The organism is Ensifer adhaerens (assembly GCF_020035535.1).
Lineage (GTDB): Bacteria > Pseudomonadota > Alphaproteobacteria > Rhizobiales > Rhizobiaceae > Ensifer.
Window position 1 is genome coordinate 853,183 of record NZ_CP083349.1, and the last position, 14,298, is coordinate 867,480.

At 62.5% G+C, this 14,298-nt stretch carries 16 protein-coding genes and 1 pseudogene; 7 read left to right on the forward strand and 10 right to left on the reverse strand.

Annotated elements, in window-relative coordinates:
• Positions 1–57: 57 nt before the first annotated feature.
• From LAC81_RS04145 to nadC, 4 genes are all read left to right on the forward strand, one after another.
• Positions 58–1,296 carry an MFS transporter gene (locus tag LAC81_RS04145; protein ID WP_223726834.1) on the forward strand — a complete coding sequence of 413 codons (1,239 nt, stop codon included), beginning with the start codon at positions 58–60 and terminating at the stop codon, positions 1,294–1,296.
• Positions 1,297–1,467: 171 nt separating this feature from the next.
• Complete coding sequence (gene nadA, locus LAC81_RS04150; RefSeq protein ID WP_223726835.1) at positions 1,468–2,547, forward strand: quinolinate synthase NadA; 1,080 nt, start codon at positions 1,468–1,470, stop codon at positions 2,545–2,547.
• A gap of 54 nt (positions 2,548–2,601) precedes the next feature.
• A complete protein-coding gene (locus LAC81_RS04155) occupies positions 2,602–4,200 on the forward strand; it encodes an L-aspartate oxidase (RefSeq protein ID WP_223726836.1) in 1,599 nt (532 codons plus the stop codon).
• Positions 4,201–4,251: 51 nt separating this feature from the next.
• Positions 4,252–5,160, forward strand: a complete 909-nt coding sequence (gene nadC / locus LAC81_RS04160) for a carboxylating nicotinate-nucleotide diphosphorylase (protein ID WP_223726837.1) — start codon at positions 4,252–4,254, stop codon at positions 5,158–5,160.
• A gap of 123 nt (positions 5,161–5,283) precedes the next feature.
• Here the strand turns inward: nadC and LAC81_RS04165 are convergent, their stop codons facing one another.
• The 9 genes from LAC81_RS04165 to LAC81_RS04205 form a co-directional block, all read right to left on the reverse strand.
• Entirely contained in the window at positions 5,284–5,523 is a 240-nt protein-coding gene (locus tag LAC81_RS04165; RefSeq protein ID WP_113536798.1) for a hypothetical protein, read from the reverse strand.
• A 157-nt stretch (positions 5,524–5,680) separates the two neighbouring features.
• Entirely contained in the window at positions 5,681–6,664 is a 984-nt protein-coding gene (locus LAC81_RS04170; RefSeq protein ID WP_223726838.1) for an NUDIX hydrolase, read from the reverse strand.
• A complete protein-coding gene (locus LAC81_RS04175) occupies positions 6,654–7,193 on the reverse strand; it encodes a tyrosine phosphatase family protein (protein WP_113536800.1) in 540 nt (179 codons plus the stop codon). Before LAC81_RS04175 ends, LAC81_RS04170 begins: the two co-directional genes overlap by 11 nt.
• A 1-nt stretch (position 7,194) precedes the next feature.
• Entirely contained in the window at positions 7,195–7,803 is a 609-nt protein-coding gene (locus tag LAC81_RS04180; RefSeq protein ID WP_223726839.1) for a YfbR-like 5'-deoxynucleotidase, read from the reverse strand.
• The gene (locus LAC81_RS04185; RefSeq protein WP_223726840.1) at positions 7,800–8,645 is read right to left on the reverse strand and encodes a YgfZ/GcvT domain-containing protein; all 846 of its coding nucleotides are present in this window, start codon (positions 8,643–8,645) and stop codon (positions 7,800–7,802) included. The genes LAC81_RS04180 and LAC81_RS04185 overlap by 4 nt, the downstream gene beginning before the upstream one ends.
• A gap of 209 nt (positions 8,646–8,854) precedes the next feature.
• A complete protein-coding gene (locus LAC81_RS04190; protein WP_223726841.1) occupies positions 8,855–9,646 on the reverse strand; it encodes a hypothetical protein in 792 nt (263 codons plus the stop codon).
• A 15-nt stretch (positions 9,647–9,661) separates the two neighbouring features.
• On the reverse strand, positions 9,662–9,931 hold the full coding sequence (locus tag LAC81_RS04195; RefSeq protein WP_113536804.1) for a hypothetical protein: 270 nt from the start codon (positions 9,929–9,931) through the stop codon (positions 9,662–9,664).
• A gap of 158 nt (positions 9,932–10,089) precedes the next feature.
• The gene (locus tag LAC81_RS04200; protein WP_113536805.1) at positions 10,090–10,542 is read right to left on the reverse strand and encodes a TIGR02301 family protein; all 453 of its coding nucleotides are present in this window, start codon (positions 10,540–10,542) and stop codon (positions 10,090–10,092) included.
• The gene (locus LAC81_RS04205) at positions 10,539–11,000 is read right to left on the reverse strand and encodes an NUDIX hydrolase (RefSeq protein ID WP_223726842.1); all 462 of its coding nucleotides are present in this window, start codon (positions 10,998–11,000) and stop codon (positions 10,539–10,541) included. Before LAC81_RS04205 ends, LAC81_RS04200 begins: the two co-directional genes overlap by 4 nt.
• A gap of 61 nt (positions 11,001–11,061) precedes the next feature.
• Between LAC81_RS04205 and LAC81_RS04210 the strand changes: the two are divergent.
• Positions 11,062–11,839: pseudogene (locus tag LAC81_RS04210) on the forward strand (SOS response-associated peptidase).
• Here the strand turns inward: LAC81_RS04210 and LAC81_RS04215 are convergent.
• The gene (locus LAC81_RS04215; protein ID WP_223726843.1) at positions 11,821–12,000 is read right to left on the reverse strand and encodes a hypothetical protein; all 180 of its coding nucleotides are present in this window, start codon (positions 11,998–12,000) and stop codon (positions 11,821–11,823) included. The pseudogene LAC81_RS04210 and the gene LAC81_RS04215 sit on opposite strands and share 19 nt — an antisense overlap.
• A 415-nt stretch (positions 12,001–12,415) precedes the next feature.
• On the opposite strand from LAC81_RS04215, the gene cysS reads away from it, so the two are divergent.
• Together cysS and LAC81_RS04225 are read left to right on the forward strand one after the other, a co-directional pair.
• Positions 12,416–13,807 (forward strand): cysteine--tRNA ligase, encoded by a 1,392-nt coding sequence (gene cysS, locus LAC81_RS04220; RefSeq protein WP_223726844.1) that lies wholly within the window; start codon positions 12,416–12,418, stop codon positions 13,805–13,807.
• 107 nt (positions 13,808–13,914) lie between these two features.
• Positions 13,915–14,298: a VOC family protein gene (locus tag LAC81_RS04225; protein ID WP_223726845.1), complete on the forward strand. Its 384-nt coding sequence runs from the start codon at positions 13,915–13,917 to the stop codon at positions 14,296–14,298.

Here is a 14,298-nt window from a genome sequence, read left to right on the forward strand (position 1 = left end):
GCTTTTATCTGTTTTAGCAGCCGCCTAGGATCGCGCTCCATCAATCGGAGAGATTCCATGTCCGCTGTTTCCGGAGCATCCGCGCCGTCCAGTGCCCGTCAGGAGATGCCCTGGCTGATCATTGCGGCCGGCTCGGTCGTCGCGATGCTCACCTTCGGCCCGCGCTCGGCGATGGGCTTTTTCCAGCTGCCGATGCTTGCCGACACGGGCTGGGACCGGACGACCTTCGGCCTTGCCATGGCGCTGCAGAACCTCTGCTGGGGCCTGAGCCAGCCCTTCTTCGGCGCGATCGCGGACAAGTTCGGTACCTGGCGGGTGTTGGCCATGTCGGGCCTTCTCTATGCTGCGGGCCTGTTCATCATGGCCTTTGCCAATGCGCCGATCTGGCTGCACATCGGCGGCGGCGTGCTCGTCGGCATGGCTGTTGGCTCCGGCTCCTTCGGCATCCTGCTCTCCGCCTTTGCCCGCAATGTCACGCCGCATCAGCGATCGCTCGCCTTCGGCATCTGCACGGCGGCGGGCTCGGCCGGCATGTTCCTGTTCGCGCCCCTGAGCCAGGGGCTCATCTCCGCCTATGGCTGGTCGGATAGCCTGGTCTATCTCGGCATCCTCATGCTGCTCGTACCGTTCTTTGCGATCCCGCTGCGCGGCAACGCTTCCTCCGGCCGCCAGAGTGAGGCGCAGTACAAGCAGTCGATCGGCGAGGCGCTGAAGGAGGCGCTTGGTCACAAGAGCTACCTGCTGCTCGTTTCCGGATTCTTCGTCTGTGGCTACCAGGTTGCCTTCATCACCGCGCACTTCCCGGCCTATATTGGAGATATCGGCATCGATGCGCGTTATGCGGTGATTGCGTTGGCGCTGATCGGTTTCTTCAACATCATCGGTTCTCTGTCGGCAGGCTTCATCGCCCAGCGCTACTCGAAGCCCTATTTCCTGGCGCTGATCTATATCGCGCGCTCGGTGGCGGTCACGGCCTTCCTGTTGCTGCCGCAGACTCCCACCTCGGTTGTCGTCTTTGCCATCGTCATGGGCCTGCTCTGGCTTTCTACGGTGCCGCCAACCAATGCGCTGGTCGCCATCATGTTCGGCACGCGGCACCTCGGTCTGCTCGGCGGTATCGTTTTCCTCTCGCACCAGGTCGGTTCGTTCCTGGGCGTCTGGATGGGTGGCTACCTCTACGACCACTTCGGTTCCTACGATCCGGTATGGTGGCTCGGCGTGGCGCTTGGCATCTTTGCGGCGATCGTCCACTGGCCGATCGCGGAGAAGGGCGTAGTGCGCCCGGCGATGGCCTGATCGCATGTGCAAACTGGGGCGCTGCGAAAAACAGCGCTCCATTCTTGAATTCTGTCACAAAACTTTCTAAATCAACCCATGCGGCTTTGCCGCTTTTGTTTTGGTTCAATTATGCTCAGATTGAGCATAATTGAAAAACCGCCCAGGAAGAGGGGCGGAGAGGAGATGTCGATGACGCGCCTTGATTCCCGCACTGCGGCCGTGGCCAACCCGGTTTTTGTCAGCGCCGCTGAGCGCTTCGGTATCATCGATAGACCCGAGCTTGCCTTCACGCCGGCGGTGGCACGCGAAACCGAGCATCTCTACGAGAGGGTCAAGGATTTCATCCCGGCGATCGAATGGCCGGTCTATGCGCCCTATGTTCACGCCATCAACCGGTTGAAGAAAGAGCGCAACGCGGTCATCCTCGCGCATAACTATCAGACGCCGGACATCTTCCACTGCGTCGCCGACATCGTCGGCGATTCGCTGCAGCTCGCGCGCGACGCCGCTAAGGTCGATGCCGAGATCATCATCCAGTGCGGCGTGCACTTCATGGCCGAAACCTCCAAGCTGTTGAGCCCGGAGAAGACCGTACTCATCCCCGACGCCAAGGCCGGCTGCTCGCTGTCGGAATCGATCACCGGCGCCGATGTGCGTCTGTTGAAGCAGCGCTACCCCGGCGTTCCCGTCGTCACCTACGTCAACACGTCCGCCGACGTGAAGGCCGAGACCGATATCTGCTGCACCTCGTCGAACGTGCTCGATGTCGTCGAGAGCCTGGAATCCGACACGGTGCTCTGCATTCCCGACGAATATCTGGCGATGAACGTGGCGCGGCAAACCAACAAGAAGATCCTGACCTGGAAGGGCCACTGCGAGGTGCACGAGCGCTTCACCGCTGCCGAGTTGCTGGCCTACAAGGAAGCCAATCCGGGCATCGAGATCATCGGTCATCCCGAATGCCACCCGGACGTGATCGCAGTCTGCGACTTCGCCGGCTCGACCTCCGGCATGATCAACTACGTCAAGGACAATCGTCCGTCGAAGGTGCTGCTCGTCACCGAATGCTCGATGGCGTCGAACATTCAGGCGGAGATCGAAGGTGTCGAGTTCGTCAAGCCTTGCAACCTCTGTCCGCACATGAAGCGCATCACGCTGCCGAAGATCCTCGACAGCCTGCTGACCATGACGGAGGAGGTTCGTGTCGACCCCGCGATTGCCGATCGCGCCCGCCTTGCGGTCGAACGCATGGTGAACCTCAAGCAGTAACAATTTCAGCCGGTCATACCGGATGCAGGCATGCGCATTGGAGGAGAATGAAACATGCTGACCGACCACTTTCGCCCGCAATCCTTCAACGGGATTGACGATATCGTCATCGTCGGTGGCGGCCTGGCCGGGCTCTTCTGTGCGTTGAAGCTGAGCCCAAGGCCGGTGACGATCCTTGCCGCCGCGCCAATCGGCCATGGTGCGTCCTCGGCATGGGCGCAAGGGGGCATCGCCGCCGCCATGAGCCCCGGTGACACCTTCGAAAAACATGTCGCCGACACGCTCGCTGCCGGTGCTGGCATCGTCGACGAGAAGATGACACGCATGATGGTGGCCGAAGGCCCGGCGCGTATCCACGATCTGCTCGAATACGGCGTGCCTTTCGATCGCGACCTCGAAGGCAAGCTGCTGCTATCGCGCGAAGCCGCGCATTCCGAGCGCCGCATCGTCCGCGTCAAGGGCGACATGGCCGGCAAGGCGATCATGGAAGCCCTGATTGCCGCCGTCCGCCGGACGCCGTCGATCCGCGTGATTGAAGGCTATGTGGTCGAGGAACTGGTTCGCGAAGGCCGATTCATCTCCGGCGTCATCGCACGTCCGGATGCCGGCCAATCGAAGAAGCGCGTGGCTTTCCCGGCCCGCGCGGTCGTGCTCTGCTCCGGCGGCGTCGGCCATCTCTATGCCGTCACCACCAATCCGTGGGAAGCCTGCGGTCAAGGCGTCGGCATGGCCGCCCGCGCTGGTGCGATCATCGCCGATCCGGAATTCGTTCAGTTCCACCCGACGGCGATCAACATCGGCAAGGACCCGGCGCCGCTCGCGACAGAGGCGCTCCGTGGCGACGGCGCTCATCTCCTTAACGCCGCCGGTCATCGCTTCATGCTCGACATTCACCCGGACGGTGAACTCGCACCCCGCGACATCGTTTCGCGTGGGGTTTTTGCCGAGGTGCAGGCGGGACGCGGCGCCTTCCTCGATTGCACCAAGGCGGTGGGCAAGCATTTCCCCGAAATGTTCCCGACGGTCTATGCCTCCTGCATCGCGGCCGGCATCGATCCGGTAACCCAGCTGATCCCGGTGGTGCCGGCGGTTCACTATCACATGGGTGGCGTGCTCACCGATGCCGAAGGCCGTACCTCGATCGATGGCCTCTGGGCGGCCGGCGAGGTGACCTCGACGGGCGTGCATGGCGCCAACCGGCTTGCCTCCAACTCGCTGCTCGAAGCAGTTGTCTTTGCCGCCCGCATTGCCGAAAACATCAAGGGCACGCTGCCGACGCCGCAGCTCACCGCATGGGGCGACAATGCCGGCGAGAACGACGACCCGGTGACGGTCGAAGACAGCCCGCAGCTCAAGGTTCTGCGTCAGGTCATGAGCGATTGCGTCGGCGTGATCCGTACGCGCGAGAGCCTGCTGAAGGCGATCCGCGAAATCGCGGTGCTCGAGCGCGAAAATGGCCGCATGCGCTTCACCAACATCATCACGACCGCCAAGCTGATAACCGTGGGCGCGCTGCGCCGCACGGAAAGCCGTGGCGGTCACTTCCGCGCCGATTGCCCGCAGGAGCGGCCGGAATGGCGCCGCCGCACCTATCTGACGCTCGCAGACGCCAACCGACTGGCACAGGAACTCGCAGAAACGGAAGCGGCGTGAGAATGGTCTATGACGGCCGTTTCGAATTGAACCTTTGAAATGAGTGATATGATGACTGTAGCCCTCCGCCCCGAATTGCCGGCACTGATGATCGAGGACCAGGTGCGCGCCGCACTCACCGAGGATCTCGGCCGCGCCGGCGACATCACGACGCTGTCGACGATCGGGCCGGAACTGACGGCAACGGCCGCGATGAATGCGCGCGACGCCGGCGTCGTTGCCGGGCTGGACCTGGCCCGGGAGGCTTTTCGCCTGGTCGATCCGTCGATCCATTTCGAAGCACTGGTAGCGGATGGGGATCGTGTGGCGCCGGGCGCGGCGATCGCTCGCATTTCCGGTCGCGCTCGCGGGGTGCTGTCGGCCGAACGCGTCGGCTTGAACTTCCTCATGCATCTCTCGGGCATCGCCACTTACACGGCGAAGTTCGCCGACGAGATCGCCCACACGCGCGCGAAAGTCTGCTGCACGCGCAAGACCATCCCGGGCCTGCGAGCGCTCGAAAAATATGCCGTTCGCCTCGGTGGCGGTTCCAACCACCGATACGGGCTCGATGATGCGGTGCTGATCAAGGATAACCACATCGCCGTGTCAGGAGGTATCGCGAGCGCGATCCACGCGGCGCGGGCCTATTGCGGTCATCTCGTCAAGATCGAGATCGAGGTAGACGGTCTCGATCAGATGCGCGAGGCGTTGACCGCTGCCCCTGATGTGATCCTGCTCGACAATATGGGACCGGACCTTCTGCGTGAAGCCGTCGCGGTCAATCGGGTTCATTGGCAACTCTCCGACGATGCCTATGCGCTCGATCCTCGCCGCACCCGCCTCGAGGCCTCGGGCAATGTCAAGATCGATACGGTGCGGGCGATTGCCGAGAGCGGCGTCGACTACATCTCGACCTCAAAGATCACCATGGCCGCGCCGACTCTGGATATTGGCCTCGATGTGGTGATTGAGCGGTAGCGAACCGAAGCAATTCCAGGAAAAGTGTGAAATGGTTTTCCGTCCGGAATTGCGTAAGACCGAAAGGCAATTCCAGGAAAAGTGTGAAATGGTTTTCCGTCCGGAATTGCGCAGCCTCAAGACTCATCGCTGCATAATGAACGGGCAGGCGAAGCGCTCGCCGACGGTGATCTGGGTGCCGCAATCATAGCGGCAGGTCTTGAACTGCCCGTTCGAATCCTGGCCATTGAGATTGCAAATGGTTGTCTGCGGCTGCGAGCCGCCAAGCTGGTTCTTGAAGTAGTCGGGCATCTTCGGCTTCTCGTCGATCCCCGATTGCGGGCTGCCGAGCAGCGACGTCAGGAGGGTCAGTGCGAGCAGCATGGGCTTACCTCGATCTTGAACGTCACGCCATTCTGGCGTGGGCATACGGGCGGCGTGTCTCCGCCCGCTGCATCAAACATATCACGATCCGGCAATGTGGGGCGCACCTCCGGACGTTTTTAGCCGCCGACCTGCTTTCAGGGCTTGGTGATGACCACTATCTCCCGCCAACCTTGAGGCCAGGGGCAGGGCGTTCGTCCAGAATCTGGCGACGGAAGCGGAAGAGGGCTGCCGGGCGGCCGCCGGTAGACGAAAGCGTCATGCCCGTTGGTTCAACCAGTTCTGCGCCTTCGACGAGGCGGCGAAAATTCTGCTTGTGCAGGTGGCGCCCGGAGATCGCCTCGACGGTCGCCTGCAGATCCGTCAGCGTGAATTCCGGCGGCATCAGCTCGAAGACAACAGGTCGATACTTGATCTTGCCACGCAGCCGCGCAATTGCGGTGGCCACGATCCGGCGGTGGTCATGGCGCATCGCCTGTCCGACGGTCAAGACATCGTGGCCATTGCCGTGGCCATCAAGCACGGCCTCCGGCACGAGCCCGGCCTCATAGAGCAGTTCGTAACGCTCAAGCACCCGCTCTTCGTCCCAGGGAAAATCGTCGAGGCCGAAGGCGAGGCGGATGCGGGCGCGACGTTGCGCGATCGGTGCCGCTCGCTCATCGCCGGTGGCGCCGGTTTCCCAGCGGGCAAGCCCCGGCAGGATTGCTTGATCGAGCATCGGCGGGCGACCCTGCCGCCAATCTTCCCAGGGAAGGAAGCCGTACCAGTCGCGCCAGTGCGCGCCGGCTTCGGCGAGCCTTTCGGTGTTTTCGGCATCCGTCCTTGTCAGCGCCAGATAGCCCACCGAGACCATGTGCTTGCCTTCTTCGCCCGGAAGCCGCTGGCGGCCGCGATCGCCGAAGGTGTAGAGCTGCTCGATATAGCCGAGCTTCAGTGCCGTGCGCTTTTCGACGCGATCGCGCAGGCTCGTCTCGAACGTCCGGTGGCGCGCCGGATCGAAGGGGCCGAACGGCAGGCTGTCGCGTGTATCGCCATCGGTTTCGCTGACGGCAAGGATGCGAGGACTGCGCTGGACAACGGCGACGATCGCCGCATTGAGACCGATTTCGACGGTCGTCGGTTGCTGCGTCTCAGTCGGCAACGGCTGCTCCCTCGGCGAGGAGCGGCAGGACGAAGGGTGCGTTGCCGTCGGCATCCGCTCCGCGACCGATCGCGCGCACGGCCGCAATGAGCCGCCCTTCGCGCTGAAGGACGGCATCGCCGATTTCGACCAGCCGGGTGTTCGGGGTAGCAAATGGCGAGGCGCGCCGCAGGCGCTGCACCAGCTCTGCGTCGTCCTGATCGGGTTCTGCCGCAAGGGCCGCGATCAACGCTGCTGCCGGCGAACGCGAAACGCCCATCCAGCAATGGACGAGCAGCGGCCGTGCGCGGTCCCATTCGCGCGCGAAGGCGACGATCTGCCGGACATGGTCTTCCTGCGGTGCGATCAGGTCGCCGGTGCCGGCAAAGGTGATGTCATTCATCCCAAGCGTCAGGTGTCGCGCCTTGGTGATGACCCCGGGACGGTGAAAGTCCTGGCCCTTGGCGACGAGGCTGATCATCTCGGTGCAGCGGTGGCGGACGGCCATTTCGGCAATGCGGGCGAGCGGCGATACGACGATTTCCGGCATGTCAGATTTCCGCGCGCGCTGGCAGTCGCTCGGCTTCCAGCGCGAGGAATCGATCGGTAAACAGCCGTTGCGCCTCGACCGCCGGTACCGGATCGATCAGTAGCATTTCACGGGTGATGCCGCGCGGCTGGCCGAAGAACTTGCGTGCCTCCTCGACCGAGAATCCGGCAAGCACCGTCGCTTCGAAATAGGCGGCGACGTGATCGGCCTTCTTGATGCGATCCTTCAATTCCTTGGAGCATTGCGCCGGCAGGCCGAAACGAAGATGGATGGCGCTTTCCAGCCGCTTTTCCACCGCCTTGTAGCCGCCGCCGACCACCGCCTTGAACGGCGAGATCATGTCGCCGATTACATATTCCGGCGCGTCATGCAACAGGGCGAGCAGGCAGTCGTCGGTGCTGCATTTGTTGCTGCGGCGAAAGATGTCCTCGACCATCAGGCTGTGCTGCGCCACCGAGAAGGCGTGATCGCCGGCGGTCTGACCGTTCCAGCGCGCAACACGCGCAAGCCCATGCGCAATGTCGCCGATTTCGACATCGAGCGGCGACGGGTCGAGAAGATCCAGCCGACGGCCGGAGAGCATGCGTTGCCAGGCACGGGTCGTCGTCACGCGCTTGCCTCGTCGGCGCTGGTCGGAAAGGTGAGCCCGGTCCATGCGGGCAGGACCATGGACACCGCCACGTCACCGGCAAGCAACGGAACGCCGTTCGCCATGGCTTCGCCGGCCTTGTCGATGCGCACGATCGCGAGCGCCGACTTACCTTGAACCGTGCCCAGCGTGCCGATGGCCTTGTCGTTCGCCGTGATCGTCGCTCCCGTCGGGGGAAGGGCGGTTTCGGCAGAAACGATCACGATCCGGCGGCGCGGCGTGCTGCGGTGCTGCATGCGCGACACTACTTCCTGCCCGACGTAGCAGCCCTTCTTGAACGAAAGGCCACCGTTCTTGTCCAGCAGAACATCATGCGGAAAAGCATCTTGCGCCGCATAGTCGGGGCCGGCATTCGCTACGCCCGCTGCGATGCGAAGCCGCTCCAGGTCTTCGATGCCAGCCGCGTCGCCGGCACCATCACCGTAGGCGCGGAAGAGTGCGATGCCGGCCTTCTCGAAGCGGTGATCCCGGTAGGCACCCTCAGGCGCAGCTACGTCGAATATCACGGTGACGGCGGACGCATCGATCGAAAGATCGACCGCCGAGCGTAGCTTGTACATCGTCAACCGCTTCAGCAGCGCTTCCGCCTGGTCGCGCGCCGTCTCAAGCCGGAGGCCGGCGTCGTCACGGGAAATGATGAAGTCGAACAGGATCTTGCCCTGCGGCGTCAAAAGCGCGCCCGGACGCGCTTCGTCGGGCGCCAGCGCGTCGAGGTCGGTGGTGATCAATCCCTGGAGAAGATCTTCCGCATCCTTGCCGGAGACGGCGACAATCGCGCGGTCGTCGAGGCGAACCCTGGGCATCGTTCGAATCCTGCTCCGCGGGGTAGAAGCCCCCGCTCTAACCTGGAGCATTTCCAGCACAAAGTGCCTAGCGGTTTTGCGGTCGGAAATGCCTAACAACAATCACCGATCACGCCGGCGATCCCGGTCGACTCGACCTAGTACCATCGTGATCTCATGGCGAAGAGGTAGGATGTTCGGAGAGGATCGGCAAGCTCGGTCGCCGGCGCTCAGTCGCCGGCGATGAAGAATTTCCACTTTCCGTCCGACATGATGCCGACGCGGTAGAAGTTGTAGCTGCCGAATTCTTCCATATCGGCAAAGTCGCCGGCCGTAACCAGGCGGAACAGGTCGACCTTTTCCGGCGCCGTCAGTGTGGAAAGCTTCTTTTCGGCGAAGTATGGCCAGACATAAGCTTCCTGCGGCGTGCCCTTATCCACCAGCACGAAGCCGGTCGAAAGCACGTCGAGCAGGATCGCGAGGATCTCGACGCCTTCCTGGTCTCCCGAAAGTCCCTTCAGGATTGCAACGGGGTCCTCGTCACCGGTGACGCCTGTGACCTGAGTTTGTGTCGGCCCCTTGCCGAGCAGCGAGCGCAGGCGTTCGATATCGCCGGAAGCGGCGGCTTCGATGATGAGTTCACGCATCCGGGCAACCGGGGCCGGTATCTTGGAAACGTCGGTCAGGACCTCGACGGGCCCGGTCGTCTCCGGCTCTTCGGCCGCAGGGGCATCGTCCTTGGTGGCCGTCGCTGACTTGTTGATCAGCGGATCGGGCATCGGGATTTCGAGCGGAAGCTTTTCTTCCTCGTCCGGTTCCTCCGCGACAGGCTCGGCCACGGGCGTCGTCGCCTTCTGCCCTTCGGCTGCCGGCTGTTGCGCAGGAGCAGGTTGCTGCTCTCCCTGCAGTTCACTAAGTGCAAAAGCGGGGGAGAACGTTGCTGGGGTGCTGAAGGCGGCACCGGCCAAAAGCAGCGTAACGAGGCGAACCGGAAGGGTCCGGTTTGCAAAATTCCGACTCATCGGCCAGTCCTGATATTACTGAAGCTTGCGCTGGGGCGAGAATTCGCCGGCAAGCACGCGCTCGCGAAGCGAGTTGAGCATTGCTTCGGCACCGTCTTCGCCGTGAAGCCGAACGGTCTCCCGCATGGCGAGGGCGATGGCCGCATCGGCGATGATTTCCGGCTCGATGCCATCAGCCATGCCGTCCGCCCAGGCTTCGCTCTGGTGTTCCAGCGCAGCCTGCATTTTCTCGTGGACGATCATGTCATCGATGTCGGTCAGGCTTGGTTCCATCATTCGTTCCATGCGACTTCCATTGTGCAAGCGGTTCATTCTATGGCCGTCCGGCTGAATTCCAACTGAACGACCGTGACGGACTCGCCACTTCTTACCACTCTCTTAACGAACTTAGCAGCCTTTTCCCGAAACGACACGGGGTCGTGAGAAAAGAGGTTAATTTATTGCTAATTTCCAAAGCGGGCGACGATTTCTGACGCAAGTGTTGCGCCTTCGGCACGATATCTCTGCTCCGCGACGATCGCCGGTCCGGTGCAGGTCGTGTAAACAGATGCAAATGTGCGATACCCACGGTTGAAAGCGGCGGTCATGCGCTCGCGGCGTTTGACCTCGTCTGCCGTCTCTTTGTCGATCAATTCCTGCATCGAACGGCGCCAGATATCCTCAGGTTCCTTGACGCAAAGGTTCCGGAGGTAATGCACAGAGCCCAAGATTTCGGAGAGTCTAATCAACCTCTGGTCGTAAGGCGTGGGCTTCTCCTCGACGACCGCAGGGGCAGGGGCTGCAGCCTCGGTCGTCGCCGGTTCTTTCGTTGGCGTTTTTTGCGCCGCCGCGCCAGTAGCGACTGTCAGCGCCAAGCCGGCCAGGGCGAGCCGCGCGAAGATCGGGGCAGTGATCATGGTTTCACCAAACCGGAATTGACGGCGGTTTCAAGGCCGGGGCCACATTCTGTTGTGACGTTGGTGAGCCTTTCCACGCATTCGCGCACGCTATCGGGGATCGGCAGCGCAAAGATTTCGACCGGCGTAAACCATCCAAGGCCGGCGGCGTCGTCGCTTGCGACCGCAACCGCGTCGGCACTCGCCTCGGCCCTGAAGACAGAAAGCAGGAAGTGGCGTCCTTCCGATTCCTTGCCGGGCAGGTCGTAGGTTTCGAACAGCACGGGATTGCGGGCTGCGATGCCCGTCTCTTCCAAAAGCTCCCGAAGCGCAGTTTCGGCCGGGGTCTCCCCAGGCTCCGCCCGTCCACCGGGAAAGGCATACATGTCGGCGGAAGGCGGGTTGGCCCGCCTTACAAGCAGGTAGCGGCCGTCGCGTTCGAGAATGACGGAGGAGGCGAGTTCAGGCTTGGTCGACATAGGGGAATCAAATTGCCTCAGTAGCGTTGACCCATCCTACGTGAAGTGCCACATCCGTGTCATGTGCGGACGTTTTGCGCTCACGGCGACGCCGGAAGAATTGATAGAGTTGTTCGGCCTGCTGGAAAGCGAAGACTTTCCGGCGCGCTTCAACATCGCACCGACACAGCCGATCATGGTCGTCGTCGCGGGCGACGGCGGGGCCCGGCAGCAACCTGCCGGAGCGCAAGGCCGTGCTCGTGCGGTGGGGGTTCATGCCCGGCTGGGTCAAGGACCCGCGCGATTTTCCACTGCTGATCAATGCCCGTGCCGAATCGGCGATCGAGAAGGCGTCGTTTCGCGCCGCCATGCGGCATCGCCGCGTGCTGGTGCCGGCCTCCGGCTTCTATGAATGGCGCAGACCGCCGAAGGGCAGCCGCGAGCCATCGCAGGCCTATTGGGTGCGGCCGCGAAAGGGCGGCATCGTCGCGTTCGCGGGTCTGATGGAAACGTGGTCGTCAGCCGACGGTTCCGAGGTCGATACGGCAGCGATCCTCACGACGGCCGCCAACGCGTCGATAAGGCAGATCCACGACCGCATGCCCGTCGTCATAGAGCCAGAGGACTTTACCCGCTGGATGGATTGCAAGACGCAAGAGCCGCGCGAAGTCGCGGATCTCTTCGCCCCCGTGGCGGAGGGCTATTTCGAGGCGATCCCTGTTGCCGACAAGGTCAACAAGGTTGCCAACACCGGCCCGGACATCCAGGATGCGGTGGCACCGAGGATTGTGCCGGATGCCCAGCCCAAGGGTAAAAGCAAACCCGATGGGCCCGATAGCGGTCAGATGTCGCTGTTCTGAAGGAACGATCCAGGGGGCAAGGCAGGCCGCTTGGTCATTTTGGTCGCGGGCTTTCCCTTTGCTTGCAGCGCAGCGGCGAGCACGGCCTTCAAGCCGAGCGGACGGTACTGTTCGACGAGATTGGTAGGCTTGGCGATTTCTTTGGTCTTTGCGGCTTTCACTTGCACTCACTCCTTGATGCTTTCCTGAACCGGATACATTCCGTTTTCGTCTTTTGGCGCGAAAACGATGCTCCTCCCTGTTCTCCGGAGACAGGAATCGTGATGCAGAACCGTCTACACCGCGAATCTGTTTTCCGCGTGGCGCTCCCAGATAAGCCTAATCATGACAAATCCATGGCCGCCGATTCTGTTTCGCTAACCGACTGTGCTTGCATGCGCCTGACCTCTTGACCGAAATTCGGTGACGCGCGATAAGTGGGCGCATGAAAACGGTTATCTGCATTATCTGCCGGAAGATTATTCGCTAGCGTCCCGCTGGCCTGGCCGTTTTCGTCTCCCGAAATCCAAGATGACAAACGCGCGGGCCTCCCGGGCGCCGTATTTTCGACGGTTGTATGCGTATTGGAGAATGGGAATGGGCGGAGCGCCGACACTGAAGCTGTACAACACGCTGACGCGGGAGAAGGTCGAGTTTCGGCCGATCGATCCCGACAATGTCCGCATGTATGTCTGCGGCCCGACGGTCTATGACTATGCCCATATCGGCAATGCCCGGCCCGTGATCGTCTTCGACGTGCTGTTCAGGCTTTTGCGCCATGTCTATGGCGCGCAACGCGTCACCTATGCCCGCAACATCACCGACGTCGACGACAAGATCAACGCGCGGGCGCTGCGCGATTATCCGACCCTGCCGCTCAACGACGCGATCCGGCGGGTAACGGAGAAGACCGAAACGCAGTTTCTCGACGATGCCAAGGCGCTCGGCTGCCTCGACCCCGATGTCCAGCCGCGTGCGACCGAGAACATCGCCGAGATGATCGAGATCATCGAAAAACTGCTCGCCAAGGGGCACGCCTATCAGGCGAGCGGAGAGGTGTTGTTCGACACCAAGTCGATGGCCGACTACGGTCAGCTTTCGAAGCGCAACCTCGATGAACAGCAGGCCGGTGCACGTGTCGCCGTGGAAGTGCACAAGAAGAACCCCGGCGACTTCGTGCTGTGGAAGCTTTCGGCCGACAACGAGCCGGGCTGGGATAGCCCGTGGGGCAGGGGCCGTCCGGGCTGGCATATCGAGTGCTCGGCCATGAGCAGCCGTTATCTCGGCGAGGTCTTCGACATTCACGGCGGCGGGCTCGATCTCATCTTCCCGCACCATGAGAACGAGATCGCCCAGTCGCGCTGCGCCCACGGCACGCAGGTGATGGCGAATGTCTGGATGCACAACGGCTTCCTGCAGGTCGAAGGCCGCAAGATGTCGAAGTCGGAAGGCAACTTCGTCACCATTTACGAATTGCTGCACACCGAGAAGTTCGCCGGCCGCCAGTGGCCGGGCGATGTGTTGAGGCTCGCCATGTTGATGACGCATTATCGCGAGCCGATCGATTTCTCGGTCAAGCGGCTGGAGGAAGCGGAACACCTGCTTTCCAAGTGGCCGGTACCGGGCGACGCGAAGGGTGAGGCCGATCCGACCGTGGTTGCCGCGCTTGCGGACGATCTCAACACCGTCGCGGCCATTCAGGCCCTCCATGCTCTGGCCCAGAAGGCGGCAGCCGATCCGAAGTTGCTCGGCACTTTCGCCGCCAGCGCTGCCCTGATCGGCGTGGTGCCCGAGGCTGTCGAACTCGACGAAGCCGTGGTGCACGACATCGACAGCCGCGTCCGTGCCCGCCTGGAACTGCTGAAGGCGAAAAACTTCGCCGAGGCCGACAAGATCCGCGACGATCTTCTCGCCCAGGGCGTCCAGCTCAAGGACGGCAAGGACCCGGAAACCGGCGAACGTGTGACGACCTGGGACATCAAACGGTGATCGCGAGCCCGGCGGCGCGTTTTGTCCGATCCCTTTGATCGGGATCGGACGGAGCCATCCGGAGCAGCGGTAACGCGAAGCGCATGCATGAGAGAGGAGTTCGTGCGATGATCGACCATACGGGCATTCCGGTCGCGGATTTCGACCGGGCACGGTCGTTCTACGACCGGGCCTTCGCTCCGCTCGGCGCCTCGCTGCTGATGATGGTGCCGGTGGAACATACCGGCGGCGTCAAGGTCGGTGGATATGGTCGCGAACGACCGGTCTTCTGGTTGCACGAGGTGTCGGCAACAGGCCCCGGTCGGCACTACGCGTTTTCGGCGCGCAGCCGTGCCGAGGTCGACGCCTTCTATGAAGCGGCGATGGCCGCCGGCGGGCGCGACAATGGCAAGCCGGGATTGAGGCCGCACTACCACCCCGACTATTACGGGGCCTTCGTGATCGATCCCGACGGCAACAACATCGAAGCCGTCTGCCACGCGCCCGGCTAA

Bases quoted from the DNA above. Each gene is read 5' to 3' on its own strand.
- LAC81_RS04145 (WP_223726834.1), top strand. From the start codon at position 58: ATGTCCGCTGTTTCCGGAGCATCCGCGCCGTCCAGTGCCCGTCAGGAG.
- nadA (WP_223726835.1), top strand. From the start codon at position 1,468: ATGACGCGCCTTGATTCCCGCACTGCGGCCGTGGCCAACCCGGTTTTT.
- LAC81_RS04155 (WP_223726836.1), top strand. From the start codon at position 2,602: ATGCTGACCGACCACTTTCGCCCGCAATCCTTCAACGGGATTGACGAT.
- nadC (WP_223726837.1), top strand. From the start codon at position 4,252: ATGACTGTAGCCCTCCGCCCCGAATTGCCGGCACTGATGATCGAGGAC.
- LAC81_RS04165 (WP_113536798.1), bottom strand. From the start codon at position 5,523: ATGCTGCTCGCACTGACCCTCCTGACGTCGCTGCTCGGCAGCCCGCAA.
- LAC81_RS04175 (WP_113536800.1), bottom strand. From the start codon at position 7,193: ATGCCGGAAATCGTCGTATCGCCGCTCGCCCGCATTGCCGAAATGGCC.
- LAC81_RS04185 (WP_223726840.1), bottom strand. From the start codon at position 8,645: ATGCCCAGGGTTCGCCTCGACGACCGCGCGATTGTCGCCGTCTCCGGC.
- LAC81_RS04190 (WP_223726841.1), bottom strand. From the start codon at position 9,646: ATGAGTCGGAATTTTGCAAACCGGACCCTTCCGGTTCGCCTCGTTACG.
- LAC81_RS04195 (WP_113536804.1), bottom strand. From the start codon at position 9,931: ATGGAACGAATGATGGAACCAAGCCTGACCGACATCGATGACATGATC.
- LAC81_RS04200 (WP_113536805.1), bottom strand. From the start codon at position 10,542: ATGATCACTGCCCCGATCTTCGCGCGGCTCGCCCTGGCCGGCTTGGCG.
- LAC81_RS04205 (WP_223726842.1), bottom strand. From the start codon at position 11,000: ATGTCGACCAAGCCTGAACTCGCCTCCTCCGTCATTCTCGAACGCGAC.
- cysS (WP_223726844.1), top strand. From the start codon at position 12,416: ATGGGCGGAGCGCCGACACTGAAGCTGTACAACACGCTGACGCGGGAG.
- LAC81_RS04225 (WP_223726845.1), top strand. From the start codon at position 13,915: ATGATCGACCATACGGGCATTCCGGTCGCGGATTTCGACCGGGCACGG.